Source organism: Kluyvera sp. CHPC 1.2972, assembly GCF_036759925.1.
Lineage (GTDB): Bacteria > Pseudomonadota > Gammaproteobacteria > Enterobacterales > Enterobacteriaceae > Kluyvera.
The window spans coordinates 58,602-74,200 of record NZ_JAPKIB010000007.1 but is presented as its reverse complement, the minus strand read 5'-3'; the positions used below and the strand labels follow the sequence as shown (position 1 = coordinate 74,200).

Genomic DNA, 15,599 nt, shown 5'->3' with positions numbered 1-15,599 from the left:
ATGCAATGTCCCGAATTCCTCACACCTTGACGATGGGCGTCATCATTGGCAACCGTGGATTTTTCCCAAGCTACCTGGTGGCAGAAGCCCGCGAGCAGGCCACCCGACTTTTTGCCCGTCTCGGCATTAACACCATTATGCTGAACGACACGCAGACCGAACTGGGCGGCGTGGAAACGCGTCAGGATGCAAAAATCTGCGCCGACCTGTTCCGCGCTCACCGCGATGAAATTCACGGTGTGGTCGTCCTGTTACCAAACTTTGGTGATGAAAAAGCCGTCGCCGAAACCCTGCGCCTGTCCGGACTCAACGTGCCGGTGCTGGTACAGGCTGAAGAGGATAACCTCGATAAGATGGGGCTGGCGACGCGTCGCGACAGCTTCTGCGGCAAAATCTCGCTGTGCAACAACCTGCGCCAGTACGGCATTCCGTTTACCCTCACCACCCAGCACGTTTGCGCCCTTGAGGGTGACGTGTTCACCCAGGACCTGCAGCGCTTTGCTCAGGTCTGCCGTGTGGTAAGCAGTATGCGCGGCGTGCGCGTTGGCGCTATCGGCGCGCGTCCGGCGGGCTTCAACACCGTCCGCTACAGCGAAAAACTGCTCGAAAGATTAGGGATCGCTGTAGAAACCCTCGATCTATCCGAAGTCTTCACCCGCATTAAACAACTGCGCGACGACGATATTCGTGTCGATGAGAAGCGCCGCCTGCTGCTCGACAACGCCGATGCCAGCCGCATTCCTGCCGATAAGCTGGTCACCATGGCGAAACTGTTTGTGGTTATCAGCGAATGGGTTATCGCCAACGACATCGACACTACGGCTATCCAGTGCTGGACCTCGCTGCAGGAGAACTTAGGCATTAACGTCTGCTCGATCATGAGCGTAATGTCCGGCCAGCTGATGCCGAGCGCCTGCGAAGTGGACGTGATGGGGGCGCTGTCGATGTACGCGCTTGCCAGCAGCAACCTCAGCCCGGCCTCTATCGCCGACTGGAACAATAACTTTGGCGACGATCGCGACAAATGCGTGCTGTTCCACTGCGGCAACTTTGCCTCCGCCAGCCTCGAATCGCCGCACATGGGGACCGCCGATATCATCGGCACCACCGTCGGCAAAGAGAACACCTGCGGCGCGGTGCACGGGCGCATGAAAAGCGGCGAACTCACCTACTTCCGCTTAAGCACTGACGACCTCACCGGCGAAATCAAAGCCTACGTGGGCGAAGGCCGTTCGGTCGACGATCCGCTGGATACCGTCGGCTGCCGCGCGGTGATTCAGGTTCCACACCTGGAAAATCTGCTGTCGTGGATCTGCCGCGAAGGCTTCGAGCACCACGTCGCCATGAACCACTCCGCCTGCGCGGGGGTACTGCATGAAGCCTTTACCCGCTATCTTGGGGTTAACACCTACCTGCACCAGTGAGGCGACCGTGGCCAGTAAAGAGGTAATTATTGCCCTCGACGAGGGCACGACTAACGCCAAAGCCGTCGCGCTGGATGCGCGCGGCCGCGTGCTGGCGTCCTGCTCGCAGCCGCTGACCATCAGCACGCCGCGCGATGGCTGGGTCGAACAGCCCGCGGAGCTGCTGATTGAGGCCTCCATCAGCGTACTCGCGCAAGTCATTGAGACGGTAGGCGCGGAAAACGTTGCCGCGCTGGCCATCAGCAACCAGCGCGAAACCGCCGTTGGCTGGTACCGTCGCAACGGCCGCCCGCTCGGCGCTGCGCTGACCTGGCAGTGCTCGCGCACCGCCGGGTTCTGCCAGTCTCTCCGTCAACAGGGAAAAGAGGCGCGTATCAAAGCAGTAACCGGTCTCCCGATCGCGCCGCTTTTCTCTGCCTCTAAGATGCGCTGGCTGCTGGACTCGGTGCCTAACGGCGCGGAGCTGGCAGCGCGCGGTGAGATCTGTTTGGGCACCGTCGACAGCTGGCTGCTGTGGAACCTGACCGGCGGGGAAACCTTCTGCTGCGACTACTCCAACGCGGCGCGCACGCAGCTATTTAATCTGCACACCGCCGGATGGGATGACGAGATGTTGGATCTCTTCGCCATTCCGCGTGAAGCGCTACCCGAGATTCGTCCTTCCAGCGGGCTTTTCGGCTATACCCGCGGCTGCCACGGGATCCCTGATGGTATCCCAATCATGGCGGCCATCGGCGACTCCCACGCGGCGCTCTTCGCCCACGGCCTCGGCAGCGAGGGCTGCGTCAAAGCCACCTACGGCACGGGTTCTTCGGTGATGGCACCGGTCAATTCGGCGCAGTCCGGGGTAAATTCGCTGGCGACCACCGTGGCGTGGCACGACGGCGAACGCCTGGTGTACGGGCTGGAAGGTAATATCCCGCATACCGGCGATGCGGTCGCCTGGATGGTCGAAAGTACGGGGCTGGATCTGCTATCTCCTGCCGAACTGGCGCAGCAGCTCAGCCAGCTTCCGGCCTCGGTGGACTCCACGCTTGGCGTCTATTTCGTGCCGGCCTTAACCGGACTCGGCGCCCCCTGGTGGGATGAAAATGCGCGCGGAATGATTCGCGGGCTAAGCCGCGGCGTGAAGCGCGCGCACCTGATTCGTGCAGCGCTGGAGTCCATCGCCTACCAGATTGCCGACGTGGTGATGACCATGCGCCAGCATAGTGATTTCCACCTCACGGCGCTGATGGTCGACGGCGGCCCGACGCGTAACGACTGGCTGATGCAGTACCAGGCCGATCTGCTCGGCTGCCCGGTGATGCGCAGCGACGTCACCGAGCTGTCGGCAATGGGCGCAGCACTGCTGGCGCGCAAAGCCCTACTCAACCTGCCAGTGCAGGAGCTGCGGCAGTTTTTGCCCGAGCACGTCAGCTTCCTGCCGGATATGACCCGCCACGGGCGGCTGCAAAAACGCTGGCATGAATGGCAATCCGCCGTTGAACTGACCCGGCTGCAAAAACCCCCCGCCTGATGCCCTTCCTGAGGGGTGAAGCGATGGCTTCCCCCTCCTCAACCTGCCTCTCCACCCCAGACATAAATATGACCAGTTATCGAAAATACCGAATCAACCGCCAGCCACAACCGAATTGATAAAATAAAAAATCAAAAATTGCGGCTTTTGTCAGATTTATCCACCATAAAAATATAGTTCCGCACGGCAATTACCCCTATTATTCTCCTGAAACATTCATACAAACAATGAAACAATTGTCTGAATTAAGGAACCGAATGAATACCCAAACACGGACACGGAATGAAGTGGGTGAAAGCCGCCTGATGACGGGCTTTCTTAACGCGATTGAAAAAGCAGGGAACCGGTTACCCGAACCGGCAATGATCTTTTTCTACTTTTTACTGATTGTGATGGGCCTGTCGGCAGTGCTGTCGATGGTGACCTTTGATGTGATAAACCCGATGACGCAGGAAGCGGTGAAGGTGAACAACCTGCTCTCTCCTGAAGCGTTAACCAATACGCTGGCCAATATGGTCACCACCTTCACCGGCTTTGCGCCGCTGGGGATCGTACTGGTGGCGATGCTGGGCGTGGGCGTGGCGGAAAGCTCCGGCTTTATTAACGTCGCGCTGAAAAAGATGCTGCGCGTGACGCCAAAACGCCTGCTGACGCCAATGCTGATCTTTGTGGCGATGTTCAGCCACGTGGCAGCAGATGCGGGCTACGTGCTGGTGATTCCGCTGGGCGCGATTATCTTTATGTCTGCCGGCCGTCACCCGCTGGTCGGGATTGCCGCTGCGTTCTCCGGCGTATCCGGTGGCTTTGCCGCCAACATGGTACCCACCGGTAACGATGCGCTGCTGCAAGGCTTTACCCAGGCTGCCGCCCAGTTGCTGGACAGCACCTACACCGTAAACACGCTGTGCAACCTGTTCTTCGGCATCGCCTCCTCCATCATCATTACGCTGGTTGGCTGGTGGGTCACCGAGCGCATCGTCGAGCCACGCGTCAGCAAAATGGCCATCGACGGCGACTTCAAACACGATGAAGATATGTCCAGTGTCTCCCCGCAGGAGAGCCGCGCCTTTAGCCGTGCTTCCCTGGTGATGCTGTTGGGTCTGGCGGCGCTGGCCGCGGCGGCCTGGCCAGAAGGGTCGATGCTGCGTGGCACCGACGGTTCACTGACCTCCTACAGCGCGCCGATTATGAAGTCCATCGTACCGCTGATTTTCCTGATCTTCATTCTGCCGGGCATCGTCTACGGCTTTGTCTCCGGCACCTTTAAAACCGGCAAAGACGTGATTGGTGCGATGAACGACTCCATGAGCAAAATGGGTTCGTACATGGTGATGGCCTTCTTCTGCGCCATGTTTATCAAAGCGTTCAGCGACTCCAATATTGGTACGCTGTTCGCGCTGATGGGCGCCGACGGTCTGAAAGCGCTGGAGTTACCGGGGCAGGCAACGATTATCGGTATGATTGTGCTGACGGCGGTGGTGAACCTGCTGATTGGCTCCGCGTCGGCTAAATGGGCGCTGCTGTCGCCGATTATGGTGCCAATGCTGATGGCGGTGGGGATTTCGCCAGAGCTGACTCAGGCGGCGTTCCGTATCGGTGACTCCTGCACCAACATCATTACGCCACTGATGGTCTTCTTCCCGCTGATCGTTATCTACTGCCAGCGCTACGTGAAAGGCGCGGGGGTGGGTACGCTGGTCTCCATGATGATGCCGTACTCCATCGCCTTCTTCGTGGCGTGGAGCATCCTGCTGCTGGTGTGGTGGGGTGTGGGCCTGCCGTTGGGTATCGCGGCGCCGTATACCTGGAGCCCGAGTTAACGGTCTGTTCGGTGCCATTCCCGGCGGCGCTTCGCTTGGCCGGGCTACGATGTTGGTAGCCCGGACGAGGCGCAGCCGATTCCGGGAAACCCCGGCACAAAACTACACGGCTAAATGGGCAAAATTGCCTAATACGTTGTGCAAAATCCCCACCCCTTTCTGCACCTGCTCGGCGCTGATGGTACACGGCGGCACCACGTGAATCCGGTTTTCCACCACGAAACTCAACAGCCCCGCTTCGGTTAACGCGCCTTTAATTTCTGCCATATCCCCTGCCGCCAGCGGCGTTTTCTTCGCTCGGTCGCTCACCAGCTCCAGCGCCTGGAATACACCGCGCCCACGCACGTCGCCTACCAGCGGTGACGATGCGGCCAGCGCCTCCAGCCCCTGACGCAGTACGCCGTTACCGATACGTGCCGCGTTCTCCACGATCCCTTCATCCTTCATCGCATCAAGGGTGGCAATAATCGCCGCCATCGCCAGCGGATGCCCGGAATAGGTCAGCCCACCGGCAAAGAAGTGATCGTCAAAATAGTGGGCGATCTTGTCGCTGATGATCACCCCGCCGGCCGGAACGTACCCGGCGTTCACCCCTTTAGCGAAGGTGACAAGATCCGGCACGATCCCATCCTGCTCGAAGGCAAACCAGCTGCCGGTGCGACCGAATCCGGCCATCACTTCATCGAGAATCAGGATAATCCCGAACTCATCCGCCAGCGCCCGCACACCTTTCATATAGCCTTCCGGCGGCACCAGAATCCCCGCCGTACCGGGAATAGATTCCAGCAAAATAGCAGCAATGGAAGATGGGCCTTCGCACTCGATCATCCGCCGCAGGTGCGCCAGCGCGCGGCTGCACTCTTCTTGTTCAGAGGTGGCATTAAATTCCGTGCGGTAGAGGTACGGGTTAAAGAAGTGGACGTGGCCGCGCGAATATTCGTTCGGCACACGACGCCAGTCGCCGGTGGCAGCAATCGCGCTGCCGGTATTGCCGTGATAGGAGCGATACGCCGATAGCACCTTGTCGCGCCCGGTGTAAAGACGCGCCATGCGGATGGCGTTCTCGTTGGCATCGGCCCCGGCGTTGGTGAAGAACACCTTGCTAAAGCCTTCCGGCGCCAGCCCAATAATGCGTTTTGCTGCTTCGCCGCGTGCCAGGTTGGCGGTGGCCGGGGCAATAGTGACCAGCGTTTCCAGCTGATCTTTCATCGCCGCCAGCACGCGCGGATGCTGGTAGCCCAGATTCACGTTCACCAGTTGGCTGCTGAAATCGAGATAGGTTTTCCCGTCGTAATCCCACAATTCACACCCTTTCGCACCGGCAATCACCAGCGGGCTCAGGTTGCCCTGCATCGACCAGGAATGAAAAACATACTCTCTGTCCAGTTGGCGAACCGCTTTGTTGTTCAACTCTGTCATTCGTCGTTCCTCGCATACCGTTGGCTGTGATTCATCATGTCGTCGGCGGAAAAAAAAGTGATAGAGCCAGTGTAGTCGCGGCGCTGTGACAACGGTGTCACATCGCCATGCGCCGACTGGCTCTCGGCAGGCCGCACGGCGGTTTTTATAGTGGCCGGAACAACCTGCACAGGAGAGCACAATGCAAAAGCGTAAAGTGGTGTTTATTACCGGAGCGACCTCCGGCTTTGGGGAAGCAGCGGCGCACGTATTTGCGCGCGCGGGATGGGCGTTGGTGCTGAGCGGGCGTCGGCTCACAAGGCTACAGGCGCTGCAGGCCGAGCTGGCACCGCAGGTACCGGTGCATGTGATTGAACTGGACGTGCGCGACAGCGTCGCAGTGGACGCCGCCGTCGCCGCGCTGCCGCTGGACTTTGCCGATGTCACCGCCCTTATCAATAACGCCGGGCTGGCGCTAGCGCCGCAGCCGGCGCAAAAGGTGGATCTGTCCGACTGGCATACCATGATTGATACCAACGTCACCGGGCTGGTGAACGTGACGCACGCCCTGCTGCCAACGCTGATTCGCCACGGCGCGGGGGCGAGCATTATTAATATCGGCTCAATTGCCGGGCAGTGGCCCTATCCCGGCAGCCACGTTTACGGCGCCAGCAAGGCGTTTGTGAAGCAGTTCAGCTATAACCTGCGCTGCGATCTGTTAGGCACCGGCGTGCGCGTCACCGACCTCGCGCCGGGGATTGCCGAGACCGAGTTTACGCTGGTGCGCACCAAGGGAGACCAGGCGGCATCGGATGCGCTGTATCGCGGCACCACGCCGCTGTCGGCACTGGATATCGCCGAGCAGATGTTCTATATCGCCACCCTGCCGGACCATATGAATATTAACCGCGTGGAGGTGATGCCGGTGCGTCAGGCGTGGCAGCCGTTTGCGATTGATAGGGATTAGTGGGGTTTTCTTCCGCCCCCAGGTAGCGGTCTTTTATGCACGAATTGCAGGATAAAAACTGATATTTGTCAGTAAGGTGAAGGGTTCCGTTCACTTTACGTCAGGTGGAATATGAAGTTCCATCACCGGTGAACGGGCCAAGGGGTGCGGCCGCGCACCCCTTCGCAATCCCCGCGGCCCCGCAGGGAAATCGGTGCTTCGCACTACGCTCCCCTACGACTCCAGCCTGCGGCACGGCGAAACTCGACGTCCCTGTCTCGGTTCGCCTCAGTCCGCCATCCATGGCGGACTGACCTTGTCTTCCGTGCTACGGCTCGCCGATTTCCAGCGGGGACTCTGCCGTTTCAGAAGCCTTTGTTTTATTTTTCGATAAATTCAAAGACTGCTCGGTTTTGGGTGGCGTCTAAATCGCCGAAGCGTTCCCTGTAGGCCGGGTCAGCCCACATGGATGTGGGCTGAGGGCGTGGTTCACATGGATGTGAACTCGCGCCCGACCCGAAGCCGGAAGGGATAAGCTGAGGGAACCGCGCAGCGGCGATTTTGCCGCCAGAGCCCGGGGGTGCAGGGGGCGGCGGCGATTGGCCGCCCCTTGCGCGCTCCCTGCGCCCGCGCAGTTTATATGGATCGCGCTGGAAGGGAGCGCAACAGAGTGATAAACCTAAATGGATTTCCCTCTTTGCATTACCGGCTACTCTGCAAAAACTGCCTCACCCGCTCCGACTTCGGTGCCGTAAAGAAAATCTCCGGCGGTGCTTTCTCAATCAAAATCCCCTTCTCAAGAAACACCACTTCGTTCGACACCTGGCGGGCAAACTCCATCTCGTGAGTCACCACCACCATGGTATACCCCTCCGCCGCCAGCGATTTCATCACGCTCAGCACCTCGTTCACACGCTCCGGGTCAAGCGCCGAGGTCGGTTCGTCAAACAGCAGCACCTCCGGCGACATCGCCAGCGAACGGGCAATCGCCACCCGCTGCTTTTGCCCACCGGAGAGGGTTATCGGGTAGGCATCCGCTTTATGCTCCATCCCCACCTTCTCCAGTTGCTGATGGGCAATCTGCCGCGCTTCATCGCGCTTCATGCCTTTTACATGCAGCAACGCCTCCATCACGTTTTGCAGCACCGTCAGGTGTGGCCACAGGTTGAAGCTCTGAAACACCATCCCTACCCGCTCGCGAATCTTCGATAACTCGCGGTGCGACATGCTTTTCCCGGAGCGATCGTCAACGCCAATGCGCTGCCCGCCAATGCGAATTTCCCCGCGGTCGGGTTGTTCCAGCCAGTTCATGCAGCGCAGCAGCGTCGATTTCCCTGAGCCGGACGAACCGAGAATGCTGACCACCGTCCCCTTCTCCACCGTCAGGTTGATATCGCGCAGCACCTCAACGTTATCAAACTGCTTGGAGACATTTTTTACGCTTACCGCCGTGGCATCAGACATGGCTCATTCCTCTTTTGGCGCTATAAACACTCAACCGTTTCACCAGCAGTTCCAGCACGATGCTGATAGCCCAATACAGCGCGATGGCAACAATAAAGGCGTTAAACGGAATAAAATAGGTTGCCTGCACGCTGTTCGCGGCGGCGGTAATTTCCTGCACGGTAATAATGCTGAGAAACGCGGTGTCCTTCAGGCAGATAATCAGCTGATTACCCAACAGCGGCAGCGCGGAGGAGAAAATATTCGGCAGGACGATGCGGCGAAAAATGGTGTAACGGGAAAACCCCTGCACCACGGCGGCTTCAATATAGCCGTTGGAAAATACTCGCCGCTGGCTACGGAGAATCTCAAAGAAATAGGCACCGTGATAGATAATTAACGCCACCAGCCCCGCCGTCCACGCATCCAGGCTAATCCCTAGCTCCGGCAGTCCGTAATAGAGTAAATAGGCCAGAATCAAAAATGGAATCGCCCGCATCAGGTTGACAAAACCGACAATAACGTTATTCAGCACACGCTTTTGATACTCGGTGAAATAGCACAACAGCGTGCCAATCAATAAGCCACATACTGCGGCAATAATAAACAATTCAAGCGTCGCCAGCAGCCCGGCAATAAAATTGTCGTGCTCGGCCCAGATAATGGCCCATTGGTTCATGTGTCCTCCCGAGGCTTATCGCGCCAGTCGTTTTGCTTTGCGTTCCGCCATGCTCTGAAGCTTGAGCAGCAGGCCAATAATCACCACGTACAGCAGACCGGCAGCCAGAATGGGCGACAGCGGTTCATAGGTGACGGAGGCTATGCGGTTGGTGACGCGGGTGAGATCCACCACGCCTATCACCGCGATCGCCGGGCTGCCCTTAATCAGGAAGGACATTTCGTTCACCAGCGCGGGCAGGCTCTCCAGCCACATTTGCGGCAGCATGATGTAGCGGAAATAGGGCCAGCGGCGCATCCCCACCGACTCCGCCGCTTCGCGCTGTTCGCGCGGGAAGGTGCGAAAGGCGTTGCGCCAGATTTCAGCGTTAAACGCCGAGGTATTGAGGGTCAGCGCAACAATAGCCGCCACCGTTTTATCAAGATTAATGCCCACCGTCGGCAGCGATAAAAAGAGAAACAGCACCAGCGTCACCAGCGGTGTGGCGCGGGCCAGGCTGATATAGATAACCAGAATCTGGTCGATGACCGGGATTTTCATCATGCGCACAAAGGCGATAATCAGCCCTATCACCACCCCGAAGGCGATGGCGATGGCCGAAATCCAGAGGGTCGTCCATGCGCCTTCAATCAGTAACTGCCATGCTATTGCGTCCATGGTGCCCTCCTGAGGTTAATGGGAGTACTGCTCCCGGCGTCGCGTGGCTCGGCCGGGCTACGCTTTACTGGCCGGCGAGTTTGTGGAACTGCGCGGCGCTGGTGATAGGCTCGGTTGGCAGATCGTCATAGGTTTCGCCAAACCATTTTTTCTGCAGCTCGGCGAGCTTGCCAGTTTCACGCATGTGATTGATAAATTTGGTCATGTACGCCAGCAGCTCCGGCGAATTTTTCGGGATTGGCCAGGCCATATAGCCCGGACCGGAGACCGGCAGCCCTTTGGCGAACACCTTCGGTTTGGCTTTCACCAAATCGTTAACGGAGATAACGACGTTAATCACATAGTCGAGACGTTTATTGGCTAAATCGGCGTAAGCTTCCGGGTAGGACGGGTATTCCACTACCGGACCCAATTTGCCGCCGGTTTTCTCAATCATCGCTTTCAGTTCCGGCAGACGAGCTAATAGCGCGCTGCCCGCCTGAAGGCCGACTTTTTTCCCGCTGAGATCGGCAATGGTATTTAACGAGTTATCGCCCGCACGCTTGACAAAATAGTGCTGCGCCGAGGCCCACGGCGGGGTGAAATTAAACACGTTGAGGCGTTCATCGGTGACGACGGCACCGGTTAATGCCATATCGTACTGCCCAGTGGAGACCGCCGCTAATAACCCGGTCCACGGCAGAATGCTTTGCGTGACGTTAAATTTGGCGTATTCGCGCAGCGCCGCCAGCATATCTTTGTTGAACCCATCGGCATTGCCGTTATTCATAAAGTTAAACGGTGCGTAATCATCCTCGGTGGCCACTTTTAAGGTCCCGGACTTTTCAATTTCTGGCAAATCAGCGGCGGCGACCTGTAATGAAAAGGTCATCGCCATCACGGCGGCCAGATAATACGAACCCATCGTTTTTTTCATCGTTTGACCCCTACGTAAATATGCCGAACACGTTTATTCCAGACGCCCTGAAAGCGTTGCAAGATGTGTGCCGCCTGACGCCATTTTTTACTCTGGCCGACGACGTTTTTACTGTAGGGAGACTTTTTGCATTCTGAATAGAGCCAGTTTTCGCGCGCGCTTGTGTCAGACGATTTCAGGCTGGTACAGAAATTGCTGCACTCAGGGAAAGCGGATATTCGAAGGAGCAGCGTATGATTCGGCACTTATTGCACGTGGATTTTGACCACCAGCGCGGGTTGCAGGAGCAGGTTCGTGAATCGCTGGTCAACGCCATTCTCGGCGGCATTTTCGCCGTCGATACGCCGCTGCCGTCGTGTCGGCAACTGGCGCAGCAGCTTCAGGTTTCACGTAACACCACCGCGCTGGTGTTTGAAAGTCTGGTCAACGAAGGCTATCTGGTGAGCCGCCCGCGCAGCGGTTATTACCTGCATCCGGACTACCACGCGCCGCGCCTTTCTGTCGCCGCCCCTGCACCCGCCAGTGGTGATTCTGCACCATCATGGGGCAAACGGCTCAACATTACCCCTAGCCAGCAGGAGTCGATCCTCAAGCCCGCCGGCTGGATGCACTACCGCTATCCGTTTATCTACGGCCAGCCCGATACCCGCCAGTTTCCGTTGGCCAGCTGGCGATCGGCGGCGAACTGGCTACACGGCGGCATGCGCGACCCGGCGTGGGTCGTCGACCATATCGACCAGGACGTGCCGATGCTGATTGAACAGATCCGCACCCGCGTGCTGCCCAAACGTGGCATCGTCGCCGCACCGGATGAAATTCTGATTACCCTCGGTTCGCAGAATGCGCTCTACCTGCTCACCCGCCTGCTGATGTCGCGCCAGACGCGAGTGGGCGTGGAGAACCCCGGATTTCGCGAGGCGATTAATACCTTTTTGCTCAGCGACTGCGATATCGTACCGCACCCGGTGGATGAAGAAGGGATCGTGCTCAACGACGCGCCGTGCGATTACTACTACGTGACGCCAGGTCATCAGGTGCCGACCGGCATCACCATGAGCAAGGCCAGACGCAGCCAGCTACTGGCGCACGCCGCGCAGCATGATGCGGTGATTATCGAAGATGATTACGATTCGGAGAGTAACTTCCAGGCTAACCCGCTGCCCGCGCTGAAGGCCAGCGACCGCAGCGGACGGGTGATTTACGTTAGCAGTCTGTCGAAGGCGCTGTCGCCCGGATTACGGTTAGGGTTTATGGTCGCCGACCCGGACCTAATTGATGAAGCCCGCGCCCTGCGCCGGCTGGTTTACCGCCATCCACCGACCAACATTCAGTACCAGATGGCGCACTTTCTTGCCCAGGGCCATTATGAAACGCACCTGCGGCGCTACCGTGATGATTCTGCCCAGCGCTGGGACAGGCTGCATACCGCGCTGTCGACGCTGCTGCCGGAGTGCCAACCACTGCCCGGCAGCGAACACGCCAACGCCTTCTGGCTGCGCACCCCCGCCAGCATCAGCACTCAGCAACTGACCTGGCGCGCCGCCCATACCGGCGTATTGATTGAACCCGGCGCCCGGCATTTTCTCGATGCAATGCCGCCGGACAATTTCTTCCGCATGGGCTTTCATGCTATTAACCCCGACGCCATTGCGCCGGGGGTAGACGTTTTGCGCAGCCAGCTGGCACAGATGGGTTAGCCCGTCTTGCGGTGCGCCCACTCGCGCAGACGCTGGAACAGCACGTAGAGCGACGGGATAAACAGAATGCCAATCACCGTCGCCACCAGCATACCGCTGAACACCGTGGTACCGATGATCCGGCGACTCTGCGCCCCGGCCCCGGTGGAGAACATCATCGGCATGATACCGATAATAAACGACACCGCGGTCATCATTACTGCACGGAAGCGGCGGGTTGCCCCCTCACGCGCGGCCTCGACGATAGAGAGCCCGGACTGCCTGCGCTCGCGGGCAAATTCGACGATTAATATCGCGTTTTTCGCCGCCAGCGCGATTAATAGCACCAGACCAATCTGCACGTACACGTCGTTGGCGTAGCCCGCCGTCCACAGCCACAGCAGCGCGCCGCCGATGGCAAACAGCACCGACAGCATCACGCTCGCCGGTAGCGTCCAGCTCTCATACTGCGCCACGAGGAACAGCCACGCCATCGCCACCGCCGCCAGCACAATCCACACCGCCTGATTGCCGGTCTGCTGCTCCTGCCAGGAGAGTCCGCTCCAGGCGTAGTCGTAGCCTTCCGGCAGATTGGCCTTCAGCAGGTTTTCCATTTCGGTCATCGCCGTACGGCTGCTGACCCCTTCCGCCGCCGAACCGCTGACCGATACCGACGGGAACTGGTTGAACTGCTGGATAAACGGCGCGCCGACGGTTGGCGTGACCGTCACCAGGTTGCTCAGGCGCACCCGCTCGCCCTGGTTGCTGCGCACAAACAGCTCGCTGATTTGCTCGGCACGCTCACGCCACTGCATCTCGTTTTGCATCACCACATGATAGACGCGGTTGTTGATGCTGAAATCCCCGGCGCGCGCGCCGCCAAAGGCCGTTTGCAGGCTGTTAAAGATACGCGAAACCGGCACGTCCAGCCTGGCAACCTGGTCGCGGTCGACGGTGAGCGTCAGCTGCGGAACGTTGCTGCTCCAGGTGGTGAACACGCGACTAAGCTGCGGGTGCTGATTGGCCTTCATCAGAATGGTGCGCGTTACCTGCTCCAGTTCGGCAGGCGTTTGCCCGGCCTGCGCCAGAATACGGAGATCGAAACCTGCCGCGCTGCCAAGCCCCGGCAGCGTCGGCGGCGCAAACAGCATAATGTTGGCTTCCGGCATCGCCATCAGCTGGCGCTGCAGCTCGCCCATCACCGTCTCCAGCGGCGCACGCTGCGACCAGTCCTTCAGCATCAGCGAGATAAAGCCGCCGTTTGAGGCGCTGGTGCCGCTCAGGATGCTAAAACCAGACACCTGAATCACATCCTCGACCGCCGGATGGGCGCCCAGAAGTTTACGCGCCTGCGCCATCACCGCCTCGGTACGCTCCAGCGACGCGGACTCCGGCAGCTGAATATTGGCAAACAGATAGCCCTGATCTTCCTGCGGCAGGAAGCCTTTCGGCATGCTGGTGAAGCTGAACGCCACCAGCAGCGCGGCGAGCGTGGTGGCCGCCACGGCCACCAGCGGGCGACGGTTCATCCACGCTACCAGTTTGCCGTAGCCGTCGCGGGTAGCGTTCAGCCCGAGGTTAAACCACTGGAAGAAACGGGCAGGCTGCTTGAGACGAGGACGCAGTAGCAGCGCGCACAGCGCGGGAGTCAGCGTCAGCGCCACAATGCTGGAGAGCGTGACCGCCGTAGAGAGCGTGACCGCAAACTGGCGGTACAGCTCGCCGACAATGCCCGGTAGCATCGCTACCGGCACAAACACCGCCAGCAGCACCAGCGTAGTGGCAATCACTGGCCCGGCAATCTGGCGCAGCGCCAGCCCGGTGGCCTCCAGGCGGTTCATCCCTTCCGCCATATGCCCTTCGACGCTTTCCACCACCACGATGGCGTCATCCACCACCATGGTCAGCGCCAGAATAATCGCGAACAGGCTGAGCGTGTTGGCGCTGTAGCCGAGCAGATAGAGCACGGCAAACGTCCCCACCAGCGACACCGGAATCGCCAGCGCCACAATCAGCGTGGCGCGCAGGCTTTGCAGGAACAGGGAGACAACGGCGACGACCGCCAGCAGCGTCAGCGCCAGCGAGGTGCCAATCTCTTTAATTGTCGCCGCGACGAAACGGGTGGTATCGAACTTCACTTCCCACATCAGATCCGCCGGGAAGCGGCTTTGCAGGCGGGTGAGTTCGGCACGCACCACGTTGGCCACCTGTAAGGCGTTGGCGGTTGGCGTGGGGTAAATCCCCATATACGCCGACTCCACGCCGTTCAACTGGGCGCTGGAGTTGTAGCTGCGCGCGCCAAGCTCAATGGTTGCTACGTCGGACAAACGTACCAGTTGGCCCTGTTCGCCGCTGCGCACCACGATGCGGCGGAATTCGTCGGCGTCGGTCAGCCGGCCCAGGCCGTTAATGGTCAGCGTCTGCTGCTGGCCGTTAAACACCGGCGGCGTACCGATTTGCCCGGAGGCCCCCTGCACGTGCTGTTCGTTGAGCGCCTGGGCGATATCTTCGCTGGTGATATTCATCGCGTTCATGCGGTCCGGTCGCAGCCAGATGCGCATGCTGTAGTCGCGCGCGCCGAACATCTGCACCTGGCCGACGCCCGGCAGACGCGCCAGCGCTTCACGCACCTGGGTGCTGGCGTAGTTGCTTATCTGTAAAGCAGAGAGCGAGCCTTGCGGGGAATAGAGGCTGACCCCCATGAGCAGGTTGCTGGCGCGTTTACGCACCTGCACGCCGTTCTGCTGCGCTTCGGTGGGTAGCTGCGCAACCGCCTGAGAGACGCGGTTTTGCACATCAATCGCCGCCATATCCGGATCAGTTCCGGCGGCGAAGGTCAGGTTCAGGCTGTAGCCGCCGTCGTCCGAGCTGGTCGACTCCATATAGAGCATATGGTCAACGCCGTTCAGCTGCGTTTCCAGCGGCGCGGCGATGGCTTCGGCGACGTCCTGCGCGCTGGCGCCTGGCCAGCTGGCGCTGACGTTAACCACCGGCGGAGTGATTTGCGGATACTGCTCTACCGGAATGAGCTTCAGCGCGACTGCCCCGACAAAGGTCATCAGCAGCGCAATCACCATCGCAAAACGCGGGCGACGAATAAAGAAGGTCAGCATGCTCTCTC

General features: G+C 59.4%; 11 protein-coding genes. 5 read left to right on the top strand and 6 right to left on the bottom strand.

The annotated features are described in order from the left end of the window. The first annotated feature begins 5 nt into the window (after window positions 1-5). From V6944_RS13130 to V6944_RS13120, 3 genes are all read left to right on the top strand, one after another. A complete protein-coding gene (locus V6944_RS13130) occupies window positions 6-1,424 on the top strand; it encodes an L-fucose/L-arabinose isomerase family protein (RefSeq protein WP_333499280.1) in 1,419 nt (472 codons plus the stop codon). Beyond that, window positions 1,375-2,943: an FGGY family carbohydrate kinase gene (locus V6944_RS13125; protein ID WP_333499279.1), complete on the top strand. Its 1,569-nt coding sequence runs from the start codon at window positions 1,375-1,377 to the stop codon at window positions 2,941-2,943. The genes V6944_RS13130 and V6944_RS13125 overlap by 50 nt, the downstream gene beginning before the upstream one ends. 257 nt (window positions 2,944-3,200) lie before the next feature. Further along, window positions 3,201-4,763: an AbgT family transporter gene (locus V6944_RS13120; RefSeq protein ID WP_333499278.1), complete on the top strand. Its 1,563-nt coding sequence runs from the start codon at window positions 3,201-3,203 to the stop codon at window positions 4,761-4,763. Between the two features lie 102 nt (window positions 4,764-4,865). Here the strand turns inward: V6944_RS13120 and V6944_RS13115 are convergent, their stop codons facing one another. Further along, window positions 4,866-6,182, bottom strand: a complete 1,317-nt coding sequence (locus tag V6944_RS13115) for an aspartate aminotransferase family protein (RefSeq protein ID WP_333499277.1) — start codon at window positions 6,180-6,182, stop codon at window positions 4,866-4,868. A gap of 181 nt (window positions 6,183-6,363) precedes the next feature. Between V6944_RS13115 and V6944_RS13110 the strand changes: the two genes are divergently transcribed. After that, complete coding sequence (locus V6944_RS13110; protein ID WP_333499276.1) at window positions 6,364-7,128, top strand: SDR family NAD(P)-dependent oxidoreductase; 765 nt, start codon at window positions 6,364-6,366, stop codon at window positions 7,126-7,128. 681 nt (window positions 7,129-7,809) lie between these two features. Here V6944_RS13110 and V6944_RS13105 read toward each other — a convergent pair. From V6944_RS13105 to V6944_RS13090, 4 genes are all read right to left on the bottom strand, one after another. Beyond that, entirely contained in the window at window positions 7,810-8,571 is a 762-nt protein-coding gene (locus tag V6944_RS13105; RefSeq protein WP_333499275.1) for an amino acid ABC transporter ATP-binding protein, read from the bottom strand. Beyond that, complete coding sequence (locus V6944_RS13100) at window positions 8,564-9,229, bottom strand: amino acid ABC transporter permease (protein ID WP_123650079.1); 666 nt, start codon at window positions 9,227-9,229, stop codon at window positions 8,564-8,566. Before V6944_RS13100 ends, V6944_RS13105 begins: the two co-directional genes overlap by 8 nt. Window positions 9,230-9,244: 15 nt before the next feature. After that, window positions 9,245-9,886 (bottom strand): amino acid ABC transporter permease, encoded by a 642-nt coding sequence (locus V6944_RS13095; protein WP_185669560.1) that lies wholly within the window; start codon window positions 9,884-9,886, stop codon window positions 9,245-9,247. Window positions 9,887-9,950: 64 nt separating this feature from the next. Further along, window positions 9,951-10,802, bottom strand: coding sequence for a transporter substrate-binding domain-containing protein (locus V6944_RS13090; RefSeq protein WP_035897617.1), 852 nt, complete (start codon window positions 10,800-10,802; stop codon window positions 9,951-9,953). 233 nt (window positions 10,803-11,035) lie between these two features. Between V6944_RS13090 and pdxR the strand changes: the two genes are divergently transcribed. Beyond that, on the top strand, window positions 11,036-12,499 hold the full coding sequence (gene pdxR, locus V6944_RS13085) for a MocR-like pyridoxine biosynthesis transcription factor PdxR (RefSeq protein WP_333499274.1): 1,464 nt from the start codon (window positions 11,036-11,038) through the stop codon (window positions 12,497-12,499). Here pdxR and V6944_RS13080 read toward each other — a convergent pair. Further along, window positions 12,496-15,591, bottom strand: coding sequence for an efflux RND transporter permease subunit (locus V6944_RS13080; protein WP_333499273.1), 3,096 nt, complete (start codon window positions 15,589-15,591; stop codon window positions 12,496-12,498). The two genes, pdxR and V6944_RS13080, sit on opposite strands and share 4 nt — an antisense overlap. Between the last annotated feature and the right edge of the window lie 8 nt (window positions 15,592-15,599).

Excerpts from the sequence above, each read along its gene's own strand:
- V6944_RS13120 (WP_333499278.1), top strand. The coding sequence starts at position 3,201 with ATGAATACCCAAACACGGACACGGAATGAAGTGGGTGAAAGCCGCCTG.
- V6944_RS13110 (WP_333499276.1), top strand. The coding sequence starts at position 6,364 with ATGCAAAAGCGTAAAGTGGTGTTTATTACCGGAGCGACCTCCGGCTTT.
- V6944_RS13130 (WP_333499280.1), top strand. The coding sequence starts at position 6 with ATGTCCCGAATTCCTCACACCTTGACGATGGGCGTCATCATTGGCAAC.
- V6944_RS13105 (WP_333499275.1), bottom strand. The coding sequence starts at position 8,571 with ATGTCTGATGCCACGGCGGTAAGCGTAAAAAATGTCTCCAAGCAGTTT.
- V6944_RS13095 (WP_185669560.1), bottom strand. The coding sequence starts at position 9,886 with ATGGACGCAATAGCATGGCAGTTACTGATTGAAGGCGCATGGACGACC.
- V6944_RS13115 (WP_333499277.1), bottom strand. The coding sequence starts at position 6,182 with ATGACAGAGTTGAACAACAAAGCGGTTCGCCAACTGGACAGAGAGTAT.
- V6944_RS13090 (WP_035897617.1), bottom strand. The coding sequence starts at position 10,802 with ATGAAAAAAACGATGGGTTCGTATTATCTGGCCGCCGTGATGGCGATG.
- V6944_RS13100 (WP_123650079.1), bottom strand. The coding sequence starts at position 9,229 with ATGAACCAATGGGCCATTATCTGGGCCGAGCACGACAATTTTATTGCC.
- V6944_RS13080 (WP_333499273.1), bottom strand. The coding sequence starts at position 15,591 with ATGCTGACCTTCTTTATTCGTCGCCCGCGTTTTGCGATGGTGATTGCG.
- V6944_RS13125 (WP_333499279.1), top strand. The coding sequence starts at position 1,375 with ATGAAGCCTTTACCCGCTATCTTGGGGTTAACACCTACCTGCACCAGT.
- pdxR (WP_333499274.1), top strand. The coding sequence starts at position 11,036 with ATGATTCGGCACTTATTGCACGTGGATTTTGACCACCAGCGCGGGTTG.